The sequence below is a fragment of the Rhodopirellula sp. UBA1907 genome, assembly GCF_002337565.1.
Lineage (GTDB): Bacteria > Planctomycetota > Planctomycetia > Pirellulales > Pirellulaceae > Rhodopirellula > Rhodopirellula europaea.
The window spans coordinates 91,388-108,719 of record NZ_DDGH01000107.1; the positions used below are offsets into that span (position 1 = coordinate 91,388).

13 protein-coding genes are annotated in these 17,332 nt (G+C 57.3%); 4 read left to right on the plus strand and 9 right to left on the minus strand.

From position 1 onward, the window contains the following. Positions 1-66: 66 nt before the first annotated feature. The 3 genes from B2R17_RS27085 to B2R17_RS27095 all read right to left on the minus strand — a co-directional run bounded on the left by B2R17_RS27085 (position 67) and on the right by B2R17_RS27095 (position 3,913). On the minus strand, positions 67-1,341 hold the full coding sequence (locus B2R17_RS27085; protein WP_339886636.1) for a cytochrome-c peroxidase: 1,275 nt from the start codon (positions 1,339-1,341) through the stop codon (positions 67-69). Between the two features lie 180 nt (positions 1,342-1,521). Beyond that, entirely contained in the window at positions 1,522-2,625 is a 1,104-nt protein-coding gene (gene mutY / locus B2R17_RS27090; protein WP_286766447.1) for an A/G-specific adenine glycosylase, read from the minus strand. Positions 2,626-2,743: 118 nt separating this feature from the next. Beyond that, the gene (locus B2R17_RS27095; protein ID WP_286766448.1) at positions 2,744-3,913 is read right to left on the minus strand and encodes a PDZ domain-containing protein; all 1,170 of its coding nucleotides are present in this window, start codon (positions 3,911-3,913) and stop codon (positions 2,744-2,746) included. A 280-nt stretch (positions 3,914-4,193) separates the two neighbouring features. On the opposite strand from B2R17_RS27095, the gene B2R17_RS27100 reads away from it, so the two are divergent. Next, entirely contained in the window at positions 4,194-5,720 is a 1,527-nt protein-coding gene (locus B2R17_RS27100; RefSeq protein ID WP_286766449.1) for an ammonium transporter, read from the plus strand. An 89-nt stretch (positions 5,721-5,809) separates the two neighbouring features. Here B2R17_RS27100 and B2R17_RS27105 read toward each other — a convergent pair whose 3' ends face one another. Genes B2R17_RS27105 through B2R17_RS27120 form a run of 4 tightly spaced genes read right to left on the minus strand, consistent with a single transcriptional unit; the run spans position 5,810 to position 9,972 of the window. Beyond that, positions 5,810-7,090 carry a molybdopterin molybdotransferase MoeA gene (locus tag B2R17_RS27105; RefSeq protein WP_286766450.1) on the minus strand — a complete coding sequence of 427 codons (1,281 nt, stop codon included), beginning with the start codon at positions 7,088-7,090 and terminating at the stop codon, positions 5,810-5,812. A 10-nt stretch (positions 7,091-7,100) separates the two neighbouring features. Continuing rightward, positions 7,101-7,715 carry a molybdenum cofactor guanylyltransferase gene (locus B2R17_RS27110; protein WP_286766451.1) on the minus strand — a complete coding sequence of 205 codons (615 nt, stop codon included), beginning with the start codon at positions 7,713-7,715 and terminating at the stop codon, positions 7,101-7,103. 10 nt (positions 7,716-7,725) lie between these two features. Further along, complete coding sequence (locus B2R17_RS27115; protein WP_286766452.1) at positions 7,726-9,141, minus strand: NAD(P)/FAD-dependent oxidoreductase; 1,416 nt, start codon at positions 9,139-9,141, stop codon at positions 7,726-7,728. 3 nt (positions 9,142-9,144) lie between these two features. Further along, the gene (locus B2R17_RS27120; RefSeq protein WP_008672324.1) at positions 9,145-9,972 is read right to left on the minus strand and encodes a glycosyltransferase; all 828 of its coding nucleotides are present in this window, start codon (positions 9,970-9,972) and stop codon (positions 9,145-9,147) included. 673 nt (positions 9,973-10,645) lie between these two features. On the opposite strand from B2R17_RS27120, the gene dgt reads away from it, so the two are divergent. The 3 genes from dgt (at position 10,646) to B2R17_RS27135 (ending at position 13,481) form a co-directional block, all read left to right on the plus strand. Further along, positions 10,646-11,788 (plus strand): dGTP triphosphohydrolase, encoded by a 1,143-nt coding sequence (gene dgt / locus B2R17_RS27125; protein WP_339886641.1) that lies wholly within the window; start codon positions 10,646-10,648, stop codon positions 11,786-11,788. A gap of 235 nt (positions 11,789-12,023) precedes the next feature. Continuing rightward, a complete protein-coding gene (locus B2R17_RS27130) occupies positions 12,024-13,031 on the plus strand; it encodes a PIN/TRAM domain-containing protein (RefSeq protein ID WP_007338937.1) in 1,008 nt (335 codons plus the stop codon). A 120-nt stretch (positions 13,032-13,151) separates the two neighbouring features. After that, on the plus strand, positions 13,152-13,481 hold the full coding sequence (locus tag B2R17_RS27135; protein WP_007330019.1) for a co-chaperone GroES: 330 nt from the start codon (positions 13,152-13,154) through the stop codon (positions 13,479-13,481). Between the two features lie 114 nt (positions 13,482-13,595). Here the strand turns inward: B2R17_RS27135 and B2R17_RS27140 are convergent, their stop codons facing one another. Continuing rightward, complete coding sequence (locus tag B2R17_RS27140; RefSeq protein ID WP_007330018.1) at positions 13,596-14,522, minus strand: ABC transporter ATP-binding protein; 927 nt, start codon at positions 14,520-14,522, stop codon at positions 13,596-13,598. Continuing rightward, positions 14,519-17,284, minus strand: coding sequence for a hypothetical protein (locus tag B2R17_RS27145; protein ID WP_286766454.1), 2,766 nt, complete (start codon positions 17,282-17,284; stop codon positions 14,519-14,521). The genes B2R17_RS27140 and B2R17_RS27145 overlap by 4 nt, the downstream gene beginning before the upstream one ends. Positions 17,285-17,332 lie beyond the last annotated feature (48 nt).

The following is a 17,332-nucleotide window of genomic DNA, read 5'->3' on the forward strand; positions in this document are numbered from 1 at the left end:
GCACTTCAAAACTGCACGACCTCGTTCTCGGTGGGTCGACCACCGAGCTACAAGTTGACCGGCGGATCAGCTTTCGGCTGGCAAGCGTCCGACTTCGATGACGGGGAAGTCGCTTTGCAGTCCCTGACGCATGAACTCGACCAAGTCTGCTTTTTCTTGTTCGGTCAAGTTCAATGGTTTCATCTTGTCGCTCAAGTACGGGTTTGGGTGCCCGCCTTTGTTGTACCACTCGATGACTTCTTCCAGAGTCGCTTGGCTGCCGTCGTGCATGTAAGGCCCCGTGTCGGCGACGTTTCGCATCGTGGGCGTTTTGAACGCGCCGCGATCCTTTTCTTCCTTGGTCACTTCGAAACGACCCAAGTCTGGATTTTCTGAATCCATGCCCACACCGATGTTATGAAACTGTTCATCGGTGAAGTTGGCGCCCGCGTGGCAAGCGGTGCAGTTGGCTTTGCCGAACGTCAGCTCCATGCCGCGAATCGATGATTCGGACATTGGGTTCTTGGCGGCTTCTTCTTTTAGCTTGGCATATTGCTCGGCGAGGGCGGGTTCTTCGTCGAGGTATTCCAAATCCTCGGCAAACGTTTTCTCAAACGCCGACAAAGGAGCGTAGTAATCGTAAGGAGCTGGCCCGGTCACGATCGCTCGTTCAAACGTGGCAAGTGCTTTGCCAACGTTGTCGATCGTCACGCCGTCATCGAAGATCTTGTCGAATTGGGCTTTGTAGATCGCATTGTCCGACAAGGTTTTGACGCAGACTTCGTGGGTGTTGCCCATTTCGATTGGGTTGGCGATCGGTCCAACAGCCTGCTCTTCCAACGACGCAGCGCGGCCATCATGGAATTGGTGTTTGCTGAGAATGCGATTGAACGAGACCGGTGAGTTTCGGTTGCCGGTTTGGCCTCGGATGCCTTCGCCGAATTGAGTGGGAGCACCCCAGCCGGTTTCAGGTGCGTGGCAAGTCGCACAAGAGATTGTGCCGTCGGCCGACAAACGAGGGTCGAAATAGAGCTGGCGTCCCAATTCGATCTTGGCTCGCGTGATCGGGTTGTCCTCAGGGATATGAATGTTGCCCGAGGCGGCGTCGAGCCCCTTGGGAAGTTCAACCTTCAGTTCCGTGTGGTTGTCGGCGTTGGCCAGAAAACGTTGGGCTTGTTCCAGCGTCAGAGGGCCGTCGCCGGGGATTCCAGCGGTGAGTGTTGGGGCGCCGAGTGAAACGGTTTCTGCGGCGAAAACGGTGGGGCCGGTGGCAACTAAAGTCGCCGCGGCACACATCAAAAAGCGATGAATGGTCATGGTGAAATTCAAAGTGTTTGGGAAGGCGTCGTTGAAACGAAGCATCGGGCGGACGAGTCCGGCTTGTTCTCTCGGCTGGCAGTGGCAGCAGGAAAACCGATGGCAAGGCAGTGCGAAACGCGTTGGTTTCTCGCCTCGAGGCAGGACTTACAGTTTAGCATCTCAGGCACGGTTCGCGACTCAAATTGAGGCGATTCGTTTTGAGACCGAATGGGACGAGTCGGCTCAGAGTTCGGAGAAAAGAGAACGCTGTGGACGGTCGAGTAAGCGGACGATTTTTCGCCCGGTCACACTCATCGGCATGTCCGCCAACTCGTCGACCGTTGCCCACTGCCAGGAGTCCGGCATCGGTCCGTCTTCTGCGACGCGGTCGCTGTTCACGTTCCACTCGCCAAGGTGAACGTGCAGGGTCATTCGGTAGCGAGTGACCGCGTGTTTGATGGTTTTTAAACGCATTCCGAGCGTCACATCACCGCCCAGTTGGCCTGCCAACCACGATTCCATTCCCACTACGTCGTCGGCTTCCGGTGGACCGGCGCGAGGGAAATCGATCATCCCGGCGAAACGAACTCCTTCGGGAATTGTTCGCACGAGGTACCGATCGTCGCGAGAAATCACGACGGCGATTTCGGTTCGAGACTCGTATTGGACCTTGCTGATTTTGCCCGGGATTTCGCCCTGCAGCCCCATTTGGTTGGCGTGGCAGATTGTCGCCACCGGGCACTCGCCGCACTTTGGCGAGCGAGGAGAACAGATCAAAGCGCCCAGTTCCATCGCGGCTTGGTTGAATCCCGCCGGGCCGTTGGAACGATCGTCTGCCTTTCGGCGTGGCAGCATTTTGTCGGACAATTCCCACAGTCGGGCTTGAGCGACCTTTTCGGTTGGCGGAACGGTCAAGCCGATCCAACGGCTGAAGACTCGTTGCGTGTTGCCTTCCAAAATCGGAAACGCTTTGTTGCGAGAAATCGACTGGATCGCTCCCGCGGTGTAGCGGCCGATGCCTGGCAATGCCAACACGTCGTCGAAGGACTCCGGGAACTCGCCGTCGTGTTCTTCCACCATCTTCTTCGCTGCGGCGTGCAGCGATCTGGCTCGGCGGTAATAACCCAGCCCCTCCCACATTCGCATCAGTTGGCTTTCGTCAGCATCCGCCAAATCGCGAATCGTTGGATAGGTGCTGAGGAAGCGTTCGAAGTACGGCAGAACCGTAGCCACCTGAGTTTGCTGGCACATGATCTCGCTGATCCAAACCCGGTACGGCGAGTGATCGCGTCGCCAGGGAAGATCACGAGCGTTGTCCGAGAACCAAGTCAGCAGTCGCTTGCGCACTCGAGAACGCCAGTTGGAATCTTGCCAGTTGCCGGAATCGATCTGCGGAGCTTCGGTGTCGATGGTGTTAGCGCGAATGGGAGAGGAGTTGCGAGCGTGAACCGATGCAGGCTGAGAACTAGTTGGGTTCGGTCAGTTTGCCAAGTTTTGCATCGGTTTCATACTCGCGGTTGAGTCGCCGGTAAACAATGTGAATGTTTTGCCCTGGGTCTCGCGTGTTGATCACAGCTTGCAGGTCCGCGAATCTGCGAACCGGTTCGCCGTTGGCTCGAACGATCACATCGTCGCGCTGGAGTCCCGCGAGTTCGGCTCCGCTATCTTCGACCACACTTTGAATGATGCACTCGTTCAACGAGTCGTTGCAACGTACACCCAGAAAGCCGCCGCGTTTGAATTCGATGTTCAAGCCTGGCAACGTTTGTCGCAGCGCGTCGACTTGTTTGGACGAGAGATCGGTGCCGTTGAGCGTCAGTGAAATGCGAATCGGAAGCTTTGCGATGGCATCGAGCAGCTCGTCGTTCAGCGGGACGTAACGGAATTCCAGGTGGTCAATGGAATCAAGGTCGCCAATGACCTTCATCGTTTCCATGTCGATGTCGCCATAGAGCAGCGACAGCGTTTTGAGATCGGGCATCTGGGTCACGCCTTTCACGACTCCCTTGCGAATGGCGGGGCCTTCGATACGAGCGAACTCGACTCGATCGATCCAGCGCAGTAGCTCCAGGAGCGAGTCATCGCCTTGGTACGCGTCGTTGATTTCGACGACGCGTTGCAGAGTGGTCGTCGCGCCGTAGACAAATTCTTTGACGCCGATCACGGCACTTTGCAGAGACAACGTTTGAATTGTCTGAGCACGCCGGACTTGGGTGATTTCTTCGACCGCCATGGAGGCTCTTTCACCACGACTGCCGCCCATCGTCGACAGCGACAGCAGCGTCTCCCAGGCGTTCGGTTCGTTGGGGTCCACACGGGCTAGCTTTGGCCTCCCGGATTCTCCTTCGATGATCGGCCGATCCATGGCGATCGATTGCAGGATGCCGATCGCGCGTTGGGTCGTTTCCAGGTCGCCGCGTTCAAGCACTTTGACCAGGGGCTCGATTGCGGCGGGGCCGGCCTTCAAAAGTGCTTCGGTGGCGTTCTCTCGTCGCAAATATGAATCGCTGGACAAGCTTTCAATTTGAGCGGCAATTTCCTCGGGGGTGTCGGCGTGGGAGACCGGAGCGAGGGCGAAAAGCAGCACAAAGCCAGCAATTTTCGTGCTTTGGTGGATCAAAGAAACGGAACGCATGGGGCCACATGATGGGTGGGAAGGCCGCGAAAGGGCGTGGTTACGAGCAGGATGACACCTTTGAAGCGAGGGGCAGGGTGTCCCGGGTTCGGCCGTCATCGTATTCTACCGGAAATCATGAAGAACGCACGCGACAGTCGTTTCGATTGCGGTCCGTTTCCCCGGGGGAGCGAACCTATCGTAGCGGGAAGCCGCGGTTGTCCTCTTTGGTTGGGATGATTCGCAAATGGCGTCTCATCCACCATCATCCCCATCGACTTTTCACTGGAGCCTGCCCGGAATGTTGTCACGCGTGTTGGTTGTCGTTTGTTTGCTCACGTGCATTCTCGGTGTGCCCCTGGCTGGCCTGCCGGTTGCCAGTGTGACGGCTCAGGACGAGGTCGCAGAAACCTCGGCCACTGAGACATCACCGGCCGAACCGTCGGCTTCGGCGGAGGAAGCTGCTCCGGCGGAGGAAACCGAAGCAGCCGAGGAGCCGGCGGCTCCGACTTTGGAAAGCCTGCAAGCTGGAGTTGATGAGGCTCTGCTGGCCGGCCACAACGGTTGGATGCTGGTTTGTTGTGCTTTGGTGTTGTTCATGACCGCACCTGGCCTGGCGATGTTCTACGGCGGTTTGGTCCGTCGCAAAAACGTTCTCAGCGTGATGATGCAGTGCATCTTCCTGATGGGAATGATGACGGTGCTTTGGGCACTTTACGGTTACTCGTTCGCGTTCGGCGGATCCGGTGGCTGGTTCGGCAACTTTGACTACGTGTTCATGGAAGGCGTGCAACGATATTGGGACGATGACTTGGGCAAAGCCATCACGCCAATGGAAGGCGCGATGACGCGAATGACTCACATGTTGTTCCAAGGCATGTTCTTTATCATCACGCCCGCTCTGATCTGCGGTGCTTTCGCGGAACGGATGAAGTTCAGTGCGATGGTGGTTTTCTCGATTTTGTGGGGAACATTCATCTACTGCCCGCTGACACACTGGGTTTGGGACGAAGGACCACTTTCGTACTTCGCCGGTGACAAAGCCTTGGCCGGAGGAGCACTCGACTTCGCGGGCGGAACGGTTGTTCACATCAGCAGCGGGATTTCGGCTTTGGTCGCGGCGTTGTTGATCGGTCCTCGGATGGGTTACCCACGCGAACCTTTGCAACCGCACAACCTGACCTACACGGCACTTGGTGCCGCGATGCTGTGGGTGGGATGGTTTGGCTTCAACGCCGGCAGTGAGCTTGCTTCGGACGATTTGACTGCCAGCGCTTTTGCCGTGACTCACTTTTCGGCTGCCGCCGGAGCGGTCGCCTGGGTGACGCTCGAGTGGCTGGTCCTCGGCAAGCCAACCGTTTTGGGCGCCAGCAGTGGTGCGGTCGCTGGATTGGTTTGCATCACTCCCGCCGCCGGATTTGTTCAGCCCATGCCAGCTTTGATCATGGGAGCGATGGCGGGCGGTGTTTGTTACTGGGCCTGCTCGACTTTGAAGCACAAGCTTCGTTACGACGATGCGTTGGACGCGTTTGGTGTCCACGGAGTCGGCGGAACGCTCGGTGCAATTCTGACCGGTGTTTTCGCGACTCGCGCGGCATGGGACGTCAGCGACGGCGTGCCAATCGGTTTGATCGAATCAGGGGGTGACTTCACCTTGGTCATCGGTCAGATCGTCGCCGTGTTGGTCACATACGTGTTCGCCGGAGTGGGAAGTCTGGTCCTGCTGAAGCTGATCGACGTCTTCATCGGATTACGAGTCCCAGCCGAAAGCGAACAGCGTGGTTTGGACATTTCAGACCACGGCGAAGAAGGTTATCAGTTCGCTTGATTTTTGTTTCCAAGATTGCATTCGAAAACGCTCGAGCATTCCGATGCTCGGGCGTTTTTCTTTTGCAACATCAACAACGGCGGGATCAATCACCACGCGAAATAAGGCCACGGCCCGGCATGATTTGCATGAGGCGGCATCTCGATGAAGCCGTCTGTCGCGGCGAGTGTGGCGACATCGCCCGAGCCTTTGCCGATCACCAATGCCGCCAGCCCAGGCTGAGTCATGCGGACGCCGCGCAACCAATGCAGCGGCAGGGTCTTTTCGCTGACTTCCTCGAGCATCACCAGCGGAGGAAATTCCTCCCAATTTGTCATGCCGGCCAATTTGCGAATCAGTGGCATCGCGAATCGGCGGGCTCCCATCGTTGCACTGACTGGGTTTCCGGGCAATCCAAGGATCAGCGTCGATTTGGATTCGCTTTGGTGAACGGCGCCCAAGATCGGTTTGCCGGGGCGTAGCGGAAGTTTGTGAAAGACGATCTCTGCACCGGCTTCTCGCAAGATTCGAGGTACGTAGTCGTAGTCGCCCATCGAAACTCCGCCGGTCATCAGCACCACGTCGTGATGCTCGATCGCATGTTGGACTGCGGTCAGGAGTGCGGCGGGTTCGTCGATCGCGTGCATCGGAGGTGCACAATCAATCCAGGGTTGATTGGCCAACAAACCGAGCAACGCCGACGCGTTGCTGTTTCGAATCTTCCAAGGCGGCAATAGCGATTGAACCGAGTTTGTGGCGGATGCCAATTCGTCTCCGGTCGTCAACACCGCGACGCGAACGGGCGCGTGGAGGTCGACTTGTTGAATGCCAAAGTTGGTCAACGCAGCGAGCCGCGGAGAGGTCAATTCTAAGCCTGCCTTGACCGCGATCGAGCCCGCAGAAAGGTTTTCTCCCTGGCGTCGAATGTTGGCTCCCGATGGGATCGTCTTGGCGTTGTCGGTCCACTGGATTTGGCCGAGCGAACTGGAATCGGGCGGCGAGGCCGCTGTGGTTTCATCGGTGTGTTCTCGCTGGATCACCCGATCGCAGCCATCCGGAATGATCGCTCCCGTGAAGATTCGAATGACGCCGGTGACGGACTCGGGCGGTGGAGGTGAACCGGGGACGCTTTCGCCGGTCACTTCGATCGGTCCTTCTTTCAGCAAGTCCGATTCACGAATCGCGTATCCATCCATTGCCGACACGTCCGCCGCGGGGCTGTCACGGTCGGCAAGAATTGGTGTGGCGAGAACTCGCCGATGAAGTGATCGCAATGAATCGTGTGATTCCCCGATTTCGACTCGCTGGACGCCGGTTGTCCCGATCCGACGGGACAATGCATCGATGGCTTCTTTAGGTGAGTCGAACGCGAATTTGGGAGTGGCGTTCATGTTGGTTCAATCAGGTGCTGTCGAAAGGAGGGCCCAAATCGGCGGGCGTGTTGACGTTGCGTAGTCGGGTGGAGGGAATCGCAACGGTTTGGTGGTCGCTCGAGCGTAGGTAACGATACAGGCTGCGGTGTTCGGATTCGACGACACGTTGAATAGAGTCCATGCAGCCGATGGGATAGATGCCCACCAAAGGCTGTAGACGTTCCGGATCGGTTTGCTGTGCCAGCACGATTTGCGTCGGCGATTCTCGCCAGGCATCAACCAACGACAGCAGATCGTCGACCGACAAATCAGGTAGGTCCACCGGCGTGAACAGACAACCTTCGTAACCGTTGGACGACGCGTGTTGCAGGGCGACCCACACGCCCATCGCTGGTCCCAAGGCCGGCTGGGAATCAAACAACGCAGGGACTGATCGCGGCAATTGAACTTGGGCTCGATGTGCCTCGGAGGCCAAGCTGACCACAATCTTCTCTTCACACACCGATCGCAATCGGTCCAGGCTGTGTGTCAAAAACGTTCCGCCACTTGGATGTGGCAGCAAAGCCTTTGGCGTTCCCATTCGCGACGAACGTCCACCGGCTAGCAACACGCCGAGCAATGGAGGAGGAGCGGCGTGTGGCATGGCGGTCAGTTCATTTCACAACACGTCGTTGGTAGTCGGGCCAGACTTCTTCGGTGAACTTTTCTTCGCCCAGAGTGATCGTCTCGTTGACGTTCAGATTGCCTTTGACGATGTGAGCGGAGTTCAAAGCGTAGAAGCCAGGGACGCTGGTCACAATGTCAGGCAATCGTGTCGAGTAATCGATCGTCGCGAGTGCGGCGACGTATTTCGCTCGAGCGATCTTGAAATCGAGAACTTGATTGCGGGAGAAATGGTCGTACATCTTCTCAAGCGTCGACAAGCATTTCTCTTTGTAGTCTTCGTCGGATTCGTTCAGACCCTCGTGATCATCCGGCAGGTACTTTGGCAAATAGACCAAGTGGTTGCCGCCGAGCTGTTTGTCTGGGTTCACGATCGTTGACATCTCGATCACAGCGGTCAGCGGGACCCACGTGTCGGTGATGTTGGTGACGTAGTATTCGCTGATTGGTTTTTTCATCAGCATCGAAGCGCAAACCACGCCGAGGTAGCGGATGCCGCGATGTCGTTTCTTTTCTTCCTCGGAAAGTTGCGGAACTGTGTCGGCGATCACGGGCGACGCAATGGTGGAAACAACGTTGTCGAACTTCTCGATTCGTCCATCGCCGAAATCGACTTCGAACTCACCGCTATCGAGCTTGCGGACTTGGCGTGCCGGAGACGACGTGAGCGTTCGAGCCCCGCGATCTTTCAGCCATCCAACCCACTTATCCAGAATGGTCGCGTAGCCGCCGGGCACATAGCCAAACATCTCCGTCTTCATGCCGCTGCGGCGGGCTTTGTACATGCGAGCGGTGTGGGCCCAGATGAACGCGGCGGAAGTCTGTTTGTAGGCTTCGCCGAGTTTGGCTTGCAGGAGTGGTTGCCAGATCTTTTCAAAGACGCCTTTGCCGGACCAGCGTCGCAACCATTTTTCGACGGATAGCTTTTCGAGGCGTCGCCAGTTTTTGATCTTGGAGGCGTAGAAAATCGTTCCGCCGAGACGAAGTTTCTGGATCAGGTTCAGCGGCGGAAACTTCAGGAATTCCGCCGTGTTACTCATCGAGATCAGTTGTCCACCGGAGTAGAAACCCGTTTTGGTTTCGACCCAATCCATTTGCGATTCCAAACCGAGATCGGTCAGTAGGTCTCGCAGTTTGGTGTCGCTTAGCAGCGTGACGTGATAGAAGCGGTCCCAAACGACATCGCCCAAGTTCCATGCACTGGTCAATCCACCAAAGGTGGGTGCGGCTTCGGCAATCGTGACTTTTTGGCCGCGATCGATCAGGTCGCGAGCAACCTGCAATCCCATGACACCACCACCGATGACCAACCAGTTGCTACTGGGAGTTCCATCAGCTGCGGTGTCGGAGTTGGTATCAAAGGACTTGGCGTTGGATGTCGAATCAGGCGAGGTGGCAACCGACATCAATCAAGCTCCTTTGACTCGGTGGCGACCGAGCATCTTCAGTGTCAACCAGATGGTTTTGAAGACTTGCATTTTGCTGTCGCCGCCCTTTTGGTCGTAGCGCAGACGCAGTGGCGATTCGCCGAACACGCAACCTTGTTTGCGAAGCTTCAGCAAGATGTCGGCCATGCACGAGAAGCCGGTCTCGCCAACGAAGTCATCACCGTAATGATCAAAGGCGTCTCGCAGCGCTGATGCACGATAGGCTCGATATCCCGACGTGTAATCGCGAACGCCACGTGTTGGGAACAACACGGTGAACAGGAAGCGAGCCCCGATGCTGAGGAAGTGACGCTCGATCGGCACACCGACGACTCGTGCACCGTTTTGGAAACGAGACGCGATCACACAGTCGCATCCTTCGTGGACCGATTGGACCATTCGGTTGATCAATCCGGGTGGATGCGTGTTGTCGGCATCCATGGTGACAATGATGTCGCGTTCGCCGGCGCGGTCGACCGCCTCTTTCAAGCCGTCGCGGATGGTGACGCCGAGTCCTTGGTTGACTTCGTGCCGCACCAAATGGATTGGCATTTGGAAAGACATCTGCGAAGCGATTTTGGCCGTGTCGTCTTTGCTGCCATCGTCGACGATGACGACTTCGTAGGGCAGTCCGCTGTCCGCGAATGCTTCGCCGATTCGTTCTAACAATTCCGGCAACGATTGCTCTTCGTTGTACGCCGGGAGGGCCATGATGACTTTGGCCGGGCGGAATCGGTTGGTGATCGGGGCGGTGGTGGTCGCCGAAGCGGCGGGGACGGGCGATTCGGAGCCGATTACTGGGTCAGTCATGCTGCTAATCAAGGTGGGGTGGAGGGCCGATCGTAGTGATGGGTCGGAAAAAGACGCGAGAACCGTTTGTAGGGACCGCACCGATTCGGCGGGCTCAGTCTATTCCGATGTTCGGTTTCGGCAACCAATTCGTTGGGCGCATGTCCCCCCGCCCGCCGGGGAGGAGGCTTTCACGTGATTTTCGTGGGCAATTCACCGCTGAATTTGGGTGGAAAGCCGCTTGGAGGCAAAAATCGGTAGAAAATGACGCGGTTGGGAAGCTGCATGCCAAAATGGCTCGTCATGCCGGGGCCCGCGGGCTCAGATGCTATGGGAGAATGACGCCATGAAAGCTACTCTGAACTGGCCGCAGGCCACCCGGCAGAAGCCATTGAGTTGAAAAATGGCTGCCGGACGGCTGAGGATGGCTGTTTCGAGCCCGCTCCTTCATCGTTTGGATGGGGACGGATTTGAGATTCGTCGCGTGAATGCGACGCAAAGTGTCGTCGCGGCGCGAATCGTGCTGCATGTTAGGAGGGTAGAGACGGAATCTGCCATTGCTTGGCATCAGATGGTGGAGGTGTCGCTTGAGGGTCCGCTTTCTACCGACCACTGAAATTACTCGCTGACAAAACTAGAACGCCGACGTCGGTCGGCATTGATGGAACGACGACTCATGTCTCTAGCCGGTCCGATGATCGATCTTCGCCGTTACGCCGATCGCGAACACTTGTTGCTGGCGTCCTACGCCATGCACAGCTCTGACACGGCGGGGCGAGTGCACCCCGAGCAACCTCACGCTTATCGCGGTCCCTACGGTCGCGACCGAGACCGCATTTTGCACAGCAGTGCGTTTCGGCGGCTTTCAGGGAAGATGCAAGTGTTCACCGGCGAGATGGGCACGTATCACCGGACTCGATTGACCCACACGTTTGAAGTCGCCTCGGTCGCCCGGACGCTGGCCCGAGTCCTCCGGCTCAACGAAGACCTCACCGAGGCTCTCGCGTTGATGCACGACATCGGGCATCCGCCTTTTGGTCACTGTGGGGAGGACGTTCTCTCGGAGTGCATGCAATCGGTCGGAGGTTTCTCGCACAACCAATTCGCTCTGACGATCGTTCAAGAACTCGAACAGCGATACCACGCGTTTCCCGGTTTGAACCTGTCGCAAGAGACTTTGGCCGGCCAAGACACCCGGGCACACAAGGCCGAAGCCGCGGTGGGGCATGCACCGTTGTTGGAGGTCCAGATTGTCGACGCGGCAGATTCGATCGCCTACGACGCTCACGATATCGATGACGCACTGCAAATGGGATTGTTGTCGATCGACGCTTTGTCCGAGCTGGCGATTATTCGTCGGACTTTGGAACGTGTTCGCGAAAAGGCGGGTGAGTTGCCAATCGGGCCGCTGCGTCAATTGTTGGTTCACGAGCTGATTGATTTGCAGGTCGGCGACTTGCTTCACATTTCGATCGAGCGAATGCAAGACGCGGACGGTTTGTCGGCCGATGCTGCTTGTCAGGCTGGGATTCGAGTGGGGCATTCGCAGACGATGGCGTCGGAACGAGCCGAGTTGGAGAGCTTTTTGTTCGAGGCCGTCTACCGGCACGATCGGTTGATGCCGGTCCGGGAAGCAGCCGCGAATCGTGTTCGGACGCTGTTTGAGGCTCTGCATCAGAACCCCGATCGGTTGCCCATGCGGTTCCGGCGTCGACTCGAGCACCGGCCGAAAGCCCGGGTGGTGGGCGAGTACTTGGCGGGAATGACGGACCGGTTCTGTGACCAACAGTTTTCCGTCCTGCGGCAGTCCAAGAATGGGCCGCTGTCGGATTGGTGAACAAATCAGTGCTGAGCACGTTTCTGGTCCGTCGGGAGAGCTCGAGTTCCTCGGATCCGGTCGGACAATTTGTCTCCCGTGGACGCACTCAACCGATTTGTGGCAACCGTTAACCTAGGGTTCTCCTGCACAGGCGAACCCCCTGGGCGTTCCAGCGGTACCATCTACACTGGAGCCTCCCTCTTTTCATCCCCGTATTTGCTGAAGCGGCGTTTTGACCAACGCTGCACCCACCATGGCACTGATTGTCCTGCGATTCATCTTTTTGCTGTGCGCCGGAGGCGTTTCAGCGATCATCAACACCTCCCTGCCTAGCGGCGGGTCGGAGGCAGTCCCGTGGTTGACGTTTGTCGCCATCATGGGATTGGCTGTGGCGATCGTGGTGCTGGATATCTACGTGCCGCGGAAACGGATCGACACAATCACGTCGGTGTATTTCGGGGTGCTGATCGGGGTCTTGCTGACTTTCATTCTGACGATTGCGGCGGCACCGCTGATCGAGATGACGAGCAACCTGCGTGTCTTCCAATTGGTCGTCGGTTTGGTGCTGTGTTATGTCTGCACGTCGGTATTGCTGCAAACCAAAGATGACTTCCGCTTCCTCATTCCGTACGTGGAATTTGTCCGCGAAGTCAAAGGGTTCAAGCCCTTGGTGCTGGACACTAGCGTCGTCATCGATGGCCGCATCGCGGACTTGGTCGCGACGGGAGTTTTCGACAACCAATTGATCATGCCGCGTTTTGCCCTGAGCGAACTGCAAGCGATCGCTGACAGCAGTGACAAATTGCGTCGCACGCGAGGACGCCGTGGTTTGGACGTGCTGAACCGGCTGCGTGCGGACGAGAATGTTGACTTGCAGATCTTTGACCGTGAGCTGCCTGAATTGGCGGGCCAAACGGTCGACCTGAAGTTGGTGTTGTTGGCCAAGCACTTGGAAGGCAAAGTCGTCACCGGCGACTACAACCTGAACAAGGTTGCCAAGGTCCAAGGTGTCCCAGTGATCAATCTGAACGAGATCAGCAACTCGTTGCGGCCAGTCTTCTTGCCAGATGAATCGTTCCGATTGCGAATCATCAAACCCGGCGAAGGCCCCGAGCAAGGCATTGGCTATCTCGATGATGGCACGATGGTCGTCGTCGAAGGAGGCCGCCACAAAATCGGGCAAGAGATCGACGTGCGTGTGACCAGCACGCTGCAAACCAACGCTGGCAAAATGATTTTCTCGAAAGTGGACGGTCGCTAGGGTCTTTTTCGATTGACCCACCCGACTCGAACATCCCTGCGACGTTTCGCGGGATGTCTTGGGGATTCCGTTTGAGTCCCCCCGGACGCTTCATCTGAATGTGCACCAAAGAAACAAGACATGGCCAAAAAGAAAACCGCGCCGAAAGTATTCGAATACGTCGAACCGATCGGCGATCGCGTTTTGGTTCGCAAGGACGAACCCAAGCGAGAAACGCGTGGCGGAATCGCTCTGCCTGATGCAGCCGAGATTCCCACCATCACGGGGCGGATCGTAACGATCAGTGCCGTGGTCGAAAACGATGAAGAGTTGCCGCTGCGTCAGTACGACAAAATTCTGTTCCACCCAAAGAATGCGATCCCGGTGGACTTGGAACACGACAACCAACTTTTCGTTGTGCCGGTCGATGACATCGTCGCTGTCTTCCGTCGAGAAGCTCCGGAAGAGTGATCGGCTGAATTGAGGCAGGTGCCAACGGCTCGAGCTAGCCGAGTGCCGGTGGCAGTTTTCGTGTTCGTGTTGTGAGCAGCACTAGACGTTGAAAGCGTCCGGTGAAAACCGGACCTACGAGACCAGTCCTTCGGTGACGCTCATGAAGACGTCTTCCAGCGTCGGATCGCGGTCGTAGAACGATCGCATTTGAACGCCCTGCGCAATCAAGTGATTGAGCAACGTCGACAGTCCCGCGTCATCGGTTTCCAGTTCCGCGATCACTCGATCGGGACGCATCTCCAGGTCGCGAAGGGCGGGGCTGCTGCGAAGGATCGAGATGCCGGCTTCGGCGTTCTCGGTGAATGCGATTTCGACCGTGCGGTTGCGCCGGATCTTGCGATACACCTGATCGATCGGCCCGCTCATCAACAGCTGGCCACGTTCGATGATGCCGATCGATGTGCAGCAATCGGCGAGTTCCGTCAGAATGTGGCTGCTGATCAGGATGGTCTTGCCCATTCGGCGTAGTTCTTTCAGCAACGCTTTGACTTCCACACGTGCTCGCGGATCCAATCCGCTGGCGGGTTCATCCAGAATCAGCACCGGTGGATCGTGCACCAAAGTTTTGGCGAGGCACAACCGTTGTTTCATCCCACGCGACAAGCCGTTGACGAAGTCGTCTCGCTTGTGACCCAGGTCCAGCAGTTCGAGCACGTTGTCGATGATGGGGCCACGCTGCGATCGAGCGATGCCGTAGGCAACGGCGAAGAAGTCCAGGAACTCCCAAACTCGCATTCCGTCGTAGACGCCAAAGTTATCGGGCATGTAGCCGATTGCGCGGCGAACCCCCATCGGGTCGTTCATCACGTCGCATCCGGCAACCTCACCGCGTCCGCGGGTGGCTCGCAACAACGTGGCGAGGAAGCGAATCGTGGTGCTTTTGCCAGCACCGTTTGGGCCGATGAAACCAAACGTTTCTCCTGCGTCGATTTGCAAATCGATCGATTCGACCGCGGTGAACTCACCATAGTCTTTGCCAAAGCCTTCCAAGGTGATCATGGCGTTTCCTTCGTGGTGTCGGATTCTTCGTTGACGGCAGTGCCCGCCGATTCTTCTTCACGTTTCTTCCTCGATTCTTCTGCTTTCTTCTCTTTTGCTTTCTTCGCCCTCTCTTCTTCCAACTTGGTGGTTCGACTGCGGAAGTCTTCCATCAGGTTTTCGTCGGGTTGAGCCGCGGGCACGGCCGGGTATTCCAAGTGTGCCAACACGATCGTGTCCGCCTCCACTTGGCTGCAGACCGGTTGAATTTCCAAGCCGCCCCATGCTGGACTCTCGTCCGCGTCCGCTTGATCGAGCGGCACCTTGGCAAGTCGCCCCAGCAACCGTGTTGTGCCGGGTTCGATGTAAGTGCTGGCCAGGATTCTTTGCATGCAAAGCCGCACGCCCGAATCGACGTCGCCGGGGACTCGCACCCGGTCCGCGGGCTGATACGACACCTTTGGATTTTCCCCGGGAGCGACGCTGCCGAGCACCGCGATTTCGGTCTTCGAAGTTTCGCTTGATCCGGATGGTTGTCGGATGACGTATACGTCCGTTAGTTCCAGATTGGAATCATTGCTGAGCGTGCTGCCGTCTTGGGACAACGAGAGTTGGCCGCCGACCGGGACCATTTGCTCGACGTGAACGGAACCGTAGGAGTTACTGCCAACCGCGATTCCGTCGAGACGCGGACCTGCGTCAAAACCAAGTTGAAGTGTCAGTCCATCGGAGCCGAACATGGCTTCGTTGCGAGAGTCGGTTCGCCGAGATGCGAGCATCGTGATCGCGGCGTCGGGATTCTCGAACTGGATCGAATAGTTGCTGGCGAGCGAGTTGTACAACGCGATCGTGCGGGTCAGGTGTCCGCGATCATGGTCGCGTGGGATCTCTAAAAACGCCAGCTCGTTGCGGCTTCGTGCAAAACCCATGTCAAGCTGAGCCGCTCGCGCGACCATAAACGCTCCCACCAACGCGATCGGAATCATCGCCAGCCAAGCCCATTCCAGACGTCCCATCCACCGGAACACGGCGTAGTTGAGCGGGATGAGAACGATCAGGTAGATCAGCAAGCTCTTCACAACCAGTGACGAATCGGGAATCGTGACTCCAATGCGATCTTGCAGCGAGTTCCGAAAGGACATCAACAGTGCGCTGTCATCTTTCCAGCCGCCAACACCGCTGACTGGATGTTGCAGCACCTCCTGGTCCAGACGGTTTCGGTAGTCTTTGGCAGAAGCAATCTGGAGCGTTCTGGACGGTTTTTGTCGCCCGGATCCGACGGACGCTTCATCGTTGTCCGGTTCGTCTTGGGGGTCGCTCTGGCTTGGAAGCTTGCCCAGTCGCATGTCTCGAGCGAAAAGGCGGAAGCCGGAGTTGATCGTGGGAGGGGCATCTTCGATTGTCATTCCCACCAAACGTTGCTGCACCGTTGGCTGGTTAATGATCGCCGCCATCTCTTCTTCTGAGACGGTGTCGATTTCATCTTCTCTTAGAAAAGACTGCGGCGCGGAGACGCGAAACGCTTCTAGTTTCTCGCATACACGTGGCGGTCGAGCCAGGACGGCGCCGTTGAAGAAGCTGTCGTAGGATTTCCAAGCCGTCATCCATTCGCTCAGCAAGTCCACGCGGCTTTGCACGATCCGTCCGCGACCAATTCGTCGCTGGTAGACCAAGTCGCCTTCACCCAATGGAGTCGATTCGGCGGCGGGTTGGCCGGCCACGGAGACCGTGCTGTTGTCGCCCGACAATCTCGCTTCGATCGCAGGAATGGATTCGTCGGTTTTGACCCGGTGTGATTTCAGAAACGCGATGGCGTTGTCGCCGTTGAGTTCCTTGTTCCCGTCGGCTTCGATTGGCAGCAAAGCTTTCAATCTTGGGTCATCAATCGCGTCCGTTCCCGATGGTCCATTGACGATCAGCGTGCCGCCAAAATGCAACCAATCAACGATCGCGTTCCGCTGACCGGGTGTCAGCGCCGATGAGGTCAGGTCGTCCCAAAACAGCACCGCGGTGGAGGTCCAATCCAGCATGGTTTCGGACAGCGGCAGGACACCTTTTGTCGGCGGGATGACGATGCGGTAGTTTTCTCTTGGTCGATAAAACTCGTTGTTGGCCCTCAGTGGTTCGACCCAGTCCGCGGTTTGCAGTCGCGTGAAGCGCTCGGATCGTTCGGTGAGGACGACAAAGAAAAACGATTGTGGTTGGAGCGCCGCGAACTTGCTCGGCCGAAGCGGCACGGCGGCGCCTGTTCGCGATGAGACAAAATCGCCATCAAACTCGAGGCCTTCGATCAATCTGCCGCCCGCCTCCGACGCCAACGCTCGGGTTTCTAACTCGCGGCGTTGCCCCTTTGGCAGAACCGCTGGCCGTCGAACTCGGAAGGATTTGCCAACCGTTCTTGCCGATGCGTTCGCAATCTTGGCCTCCAGCTCGGAGCGTTCGACTTCGTCGTTCATCACATTGACCGAACGAACGATTTTTGTGTCGGTGATGATCGCACCGCGTTCGTCTTCGCGATTGCTTTTCAGTGCAACTCCCGCGGCGAACCAGTGTCCTGGTTTGATGGTTCCGTCCGTGGCACCTTTGGTTCCCGCATCCGCACGTGTGGCTGGGAACGCTTTGGCGGAGCTGATGGTGAACGGCGGCAGCTTTTGCTCCGCGACTTCTTCCTTCAGATCGGTTTCTTCGGTTTGGCGACAGCCATCGCAGCCGACCAGCAACGGAACAAGCATCAACCACGCAAACCACAGCCATGGGTTAGGAGGCGACGCTGCATTCATCATGGAATCTCAATCTGGAAGTGATGGAAGCGGTGAGGACTCGGCGGGGTC

Coding starts and splice junctions, on each gene's coding strand:
- dgt (WP_339886641.1), top strand. CDS start 10,646: ATGATCGATCTTCGCCGTTACGCCGATCGCGAACACTTGTTGCTGGCG.
- B2R17_RS27120 (WP_008672324.1), bottom strand. CDS start 9,972: ATGACTGACCCAGTAATCGGCTCCGAATCGCCCGTCCCCGCCGCTTCG.
- B2R17_RS27085 (WP_339886636.1), bottom strand. CDS start 1,341: ATGCTTCGTTTCAACGACGCCTTCCCAAACACTTTGAATTTCACCATG.
- B2R17_RS27135 (WP_007330019.1), top strand. CDS start 13,152: ATGGCCAAAAAGAAAACCGCGCCGAAAGTATTCGAATACGTCGAACCG.
- B2R17_RS27145 (WP_286766454.1), bottom strand. CDS start 17,284: ATGATGAATGCAGCGTCGCCTCCTAACCCATGGCTGTGGTTTGCGTGG.
- B2R17_RS27140 (WP_007330018.1), bottom strand. CDS start 14,522: ATGATCACCTTGGAAGGCTTTGGCAAAGACTATGGTGAGTTCACCGCG.
- B2R17_RS27105 (WP_286766450.1), bottom strand. CDS start 7,090: ATGAACGCCACTCCCAAATTCGCGTTCGACTCACCTAAAGAAGCCATC.
- B2R17_RS27095 (WP_286766448.1), bottom strand. CDS start 3,913: ATGCGTTCCGTTTCTTTGATCCACCAAAGCACGAAAATTGCTGGCTTT.
- B2R17_RS27115 (WP_286766452.1), bottom strand. CDS start 9,141: ATGTCGGTTGCCACCTCGCCTGATTCGACATCCAACGCCAAGTCCTTT.
- B2R17_RS27130 (WP_007338937.1), top strand. CDS start 12,024: ATGGCACTGATTGTCCTGCGATTCATCTTTTTGCTGTGCGCCGGAGGC.
- B2R17_RS27100 (WP_286766449.1), top strand. CDS start 4,194: ATGTTGTCACGCGTGTTGGTTGTCGTTTGTTTGCTCACGTGCATTCTC.
- B2R17_RS27110 (WP_286766451.1), bottom strand. CDS start 7,715: ATGCCACACGCCGCTCCTCCTCCATTGCTCGGCGTGTTGCTAGCCGGT.